Source organism: Mesorhizobium sp. M0437, from assembly GCF_040321335.1.
Classification (GTDB): domain Bacteria; phylum Pseudomonadota; class Alphaproteobacteria; order Rhizobiales; family Rhizobiaceae; genus Mesorhizobium.
This window is the reverse complement of the sequence record NZ_JAMYRK010000143.1, coordinates 1-4,167: the sequence shown is the minus strand read 5'-3', so window position 1 is coordinate 4,167 and position 4,167 is coordinate 1. Positions and strand designations below refer to the sequence as shown.

Here is a 4,167-nt window from a genome sequence, read left to right as displayed (position 1 = left end):
CCGCGGCGTGCCCATACGGCGGGCGGTGGCTGGCCCCGGGCCACGCATGTAATAAAGCTCCGGGCGGTAGCGCGGCGCGACGAATTTGCGAAACCTCGCAGCAAGTTCTCCCCACTATCTGGCGCCAAGCAAGCCCAACCCCCGAAGTCCCTAAGCTTGGTGTCAGGGCTTGATTGTCCGCCGTGCCCAACAGCGCGGTGGGCTTTGTTTTTGCTGGGATTTCCGAATAGGATTACCTGCGCAAGGAAGGGGGCCGTGTCATGCCGATTCGTCGAACCGCTGAGCGAGCTGGTGTTTTCACCCCGTCCGAAATTGCCCTACTGGGCCGCGTGTTCGATCGGCTAAAGGTCAACGCTCAATCTGATCACGAACGTGAGGCTCTCGCATCGCGGATAATCGCAAATTTCATGGCCGGCATAGAGGACGAGGACAACCTTGTTTTGGCGTCCAAGCTTCCGCTGGGGCGGTAGGCACGACGCCGCCATTGAGTGTCGGACCAGAGCCCGCCCGAAAAGCGCGGCCGGTTTTTTGCATTGAGGGCGGCCAGGCAAGAGAAAACTGCAAGGCTGCGCGAACAGCTAATGAAGGCTGGCGCCATGATGGCGGAGCGGAGTGATGAAAGATCAAAAGGTCCGTCAACAAAGCCCCTCGCCATCGGGAATGTCCAACTATCTGGGGATCAGCGGGCCTCCTTCCAGAACGGTCCTCAGTTGCTTCGCAGCCGCTGTCAAAGCGGCGCGGTCATTGCCGGTCGCTTTGATTAACTCCCGGACCTGCTCCGGCGTAATGCCATTCTCCGTCGCGAAATATTCGACCTCATAATCCTCGTCCGCCGAGACGCGGTTGCGGTCGCGGAAATCTCGTTTGCGCTTGTCGTCGGCCATCCGGATTGCTCCTTCTTTTTGGATCAATGGCAACGCTGGCAAGCTACTTTCGTTGCGACAGCCATGCGGAATCAGGTTCCGTTCACTCTGGGTAATATAAGCTTTGTGCCGAGTATTGACTGGGTGCGTAAAATTGTAAGTACCGGCGGCCGCCTGGAGTTCATTCCGCCGATGGACCCAAGCTGGTTGCCAAGCCACCAGACGGCGCCGGACGGACCCACGAGGTGAAGTTCGACGGCTACCGCTCACAGATCATCATAGACCCCAGCGGCGTTCGCATCTTCACCCGCCGCGGCCTCGACTGGACGTCGAAATACCGCCACCTGGCCGCAACGGCCAAGCTGCTGGACGTCGAGAATGCCATCATCGATGGCGAAATCATCGTCCTCAAGACAAGGGCCTGTCGGACTTCGGCGAACTGCGAAAGGCAATCACGCGGCGTCAGCACGATCTCTATTTCGTCGCCTTCGACCTGCTGCACCTCAACGGCCACGATCTGCGCGACATGGCACTGCAAGATCGGCGAGAGATCCTGGCCGGCCTCGTCCCGCCCGACATCCGCATCCAGTTCAGCGAGGCGTTCCCCGGTGATGCCAACGCTATCTATCATCTCGTCGACCAGACAGGCCTCGAGGGGATGGTGTCCAAGCGTCGCGACAGCAAATATCGCAGCGGCCCGACCACGAACTGGCTGAAAAAAAAAGCTATCCGATCGGGGAATTCGAACTGCTGGGCGTCGAGCGTGAAATCGGCAAGCCAGCCTTTGCTCTAATTGGGGAGATTGGCACGCGCAAATATGTTGGCTCGGCCTTCATAAATTCAAGTCGCGAGATCCGCGAGCGGCTTTGGAAGCGCGTCTAGGAACACGCAGGCCCTGCGCCGAAGGGCATGAAGCGGCCGGCGACGCAATGGGTGAAGCCAGGGCTGATTGGCCGCGTGAAGCACTTGCGCGGCAAGATCTGCGGCACGCCTCTTTGCAAGACTTCAGGGAGGAGAAGGCCTAGCGGGGGCCATGTATTCCTCCCTGTACTTAGCCAAGATTTTAGGCAGGGATTGTTGCGGCCCTCAAGGCTTCGTATGATCCGAACAGTCGCGTTTCGGACCGGCTAAGCTGGCCCAAGCACCTCGTCGAATGGCATTTACGAGGACCACTCTGCCGCTCTCGTCAGTGACCTCGAAACTGCAGTCGAACCAACTGCGGATCGTGTACATGCGTGTGCGGAAGACGAGGTCCCGCGCATTGGCGAGCGCATGGGCGCGTAGAGCCTCATCGTCTGGCAGTTCGTCACCTTCGGCGTCAGGTATCATCCGACCGCGATAGCGAACATTCAGGAAGTAGCGCAAGGCCGCTACTCATCTCTCTCGCTTGATCGGGAATTGGAACACGTTGGAGTATTCCTTCTCGGCGAAGCCGTAGCACTGGCCAGCAATCTGTTCCAGCTTCTCGCGATTCCGAAGCGTGATATTTCCACGCGTGGCTCTGATCGCGCCGACGCTCTCCAGCATCTGCACCGCAATCGTGACGCCGGGCCGACGCGAACCCAACATGATGCTCATGAACTCATGCGTGAGGGGCATGTCATCATGCTCCAGCCGGTCATGCGTCATGAGCAGCCATCGCGCCAGCCGCTCCTCAATGGAGTAGCCGGCGTTGGCATAGGCCGTCTGGCTGACTTGAACGATAAAGGTATGCACGAAGCGCAGAAGGAGCGCACGCAACGCGGGTCTCTGGTCCATCGCAGCGTGTAGGTCTCCGGCTCCAATGCGGAATGCTTCGCCCGCAGCCTGAACCATGCAGGAGTGCGGCGTGCGGTCCACGCCCAGCACCAAAGCTGTACCCACCAAACCCTCCGATCTCACCATGCCGACCTCAAACCGTCCTTCCCCGGTGTCGGCGACGATTGATGCAATCCCGTATTCTGGGAAGGTCACATGCGCGATTGTTTGATCGGCTCTGAACAGATGTTCTCGCAACTCAAATGTGACCGCCTCAAGATGCGGCTGCACCAGTGCAAAGTCGTCAGGCGACAAAGACGTCAGCAGACGATTGCGAATGATTGATTGCTGGAGCTGAGCCATGCTCGTCGCCTCCCCGTCGGGGCAAGAGCACGCACATCTCTCAGTCGCTTGCGCCCTGATGTCAGCAAGCGATGGCCAAATATCCTCCTAATCCCTGTCTCTAGCAATGATATCCGACGGTAAGTCCGCATGAGTACGAATCCGTACACAAGCGGCCGGCACGCACCGGCCAAGCCAAGGCTGATCGGCTCCGTCAAGCACCTCCGCGGCGAGCACAAATATATACGCCATGCCTCGCTGCTGGGCGACGATGAGAGCTAGGCCTTTCTTTCCCGGCCCGCTGGCAGAAATCTGTCCGAAAGCGTACAATGGCGGATCGTCAGCAAAAAAACATGGCCGCTGACGCTTAGGAGCGACCATCGCACTCTTGGTCCAACACGAGGCATTTGGTGTGATGTCAGAGGAACAAGGGCGAGCCCGCCTGAATCCAGAATTCGTAAGCGGACTTGCCCGGGAGTCCGGAGCAACCGAGCAGCAAATACACGACATCGCATCTCTGGTCGGGCTCGATCGTGCCTCGATTTTGAGAGAAGCGCGTCTTTTGGTTGCTGATCTAAGGCCGAAGCTTTAGGTTTTTTTGCTTGGCTGCTTGGCTTTGACCTGCCACTGAGAATTTCCTGCATCTGAGATTAGAGTCCGGACCTTGATTGAAGGACGGACTGATGAAGAGAAAGCGGTTTACGGAAGAGCAGATCATCGCGGTTCTGCGCGAGCATGAGGCGGGTGCAAAGGCGGGCGACCTGGCGCGCAAGCATGGGATCGCCGAGGCGACGCTGTATAACTGGAAGGCCAAGTATGGCGGGATGGACGTCTCTGACGCCAAGCGGCTGAAGGCTCTGGAAGACGAGAACGCCAAGCTGAAGAAGCTGCTCGCCGATCAGATGCTCGAAGCCTCGGCATTGCGCGAGCTTCTGTCAAAAAAATGGTAGGGCCCGCCGCCAAGCGCGAAGCCGTCGCGCATCTGCAGGCCGTCATGGGCCTATCGGAGCGTCGGGCCTGTTCCTTCGTTGGCGCCGATCGCAAGATGATCCGCTACCAGTCTCGCCGACCGCCAGAGACGGAGCTGCGTGGTCGGCTGCGTGACCTCGCCAACGAGCGTCGACGCTTCGGCTACCGGCGGCTGTTCATTCTGCTCAGGCGCGAGGGCGAAGCATCTGGGGGCGACCGTCTCTACCGTCTCTATCGCGAGGAAGGTCTGCCGGTG

General features: G+C 59.1%; 5 protein-coding genes and 2 pseudogenes. 4 read left to right on the top strand and 3 right to left on the bottom strand.

Annotated features, from left to right (window positions below; translation table 11 throughout):
• Window positions 1-668: 668 nt before the first annotated feature.
• Window positions 669-884 (bottom strand): DUF3606 domain-containing protein, encoded by a 216-nt coding sequence (locus tag NKI72_RS34110; RefSeq protein WP_352852137.1) that lies wholly within the window; start codon window positions 882-884, stop codon window positions 669-671.
• Window positions 885-1,108: 224 nt separating this feature from the next.
• On the opposite strand from NKI72_RS34110, the pseudogene NKI72_RS35610 reads away from it, so the two are divergent.
• Both NKI72_RS35610 and NKI72_RS35605 read left to right on the top strand, forming a co-directional pair.
• Window positions 1,109-1,222, top strand: a pseudogene (locus NKI72_RS35610) (ATP-dependent DNA ligase); the annotation flags it as partial.
• Window positions 1,186-1,656, top strand: a complete 471-nt coding sequence (locus NKI72_RS35605) for an ATP-dependent DNA ligase (RefSeq protein ID WP_502909011.1) — start codon at window positions 1,186-1,188, stop codon at window positions 1,654-1,656. The pseudogene NKI72_RS35610 and the gene NKI72_RS35605, both read left to right, overlap by 37 nt.
• A 293-nt stretch (window positions 1,657-1,949) precedes the next feature.
• Here the strand turns inward: NKI72_RS35605 and NKI72_RS35600 are convergent, their stop codons facing one another.
• Both NKI72_RS35600 and NKI72_RS34100 read right to left on the bottom strand, forming a co-directional pair.
• Window positions 1,950-2,228: a DUF6894 family protein gene (locus tag NKI72_RS35600; RefSeq protein WP_502909010.1), complete on the bottom strand. Its 279-nt coding sequence runs from the start codon at window positions 2,226-2,228 to the stop codon at window positions 1,950-1,952.
• Window positions 2,229-2,237: 9 nt separating this feature from the next.
• Complete coding sequence (locus NKI72_RS34100; protein ID WP_352852136.1) at window positions 2,238-2,963, bottom strand: Crp/Fnr family transcriptional regulator; 726 nt, start codon at window positions 2,961-2,963, stop codon at window positions 2,238-2,240.
• A gap of 129 nt (window positions 2,964-3,092) precedes the next feature.
• On the opposite strand from NKI72_RS34100, the gene NKI72_RS34095 reads away from it, so the two are divergent.
• Together NKI72_RS34095 and NKI72_RS34090 are read left to right on the top strand one after the other, a co-directional pair.
• Window positions 3,093-3,224 (top strand): hypothetical protein, encoded by a 132-nt coding sequence (locus NKI72_RS34095; protein WP_352852134.1) that lies wholly within the window; start codon window positions 3,093-3,095, stop codon window positions 3,222-3,224.
• A 401-nt stretch (window positions 3,225-3,625) separates the two neighbouring features.
• Window positions 3,626-4,167 (top strand): annotated as a pseudogene (locus tag NKI72_RS34090) (transposase); the annotation flags it as partial.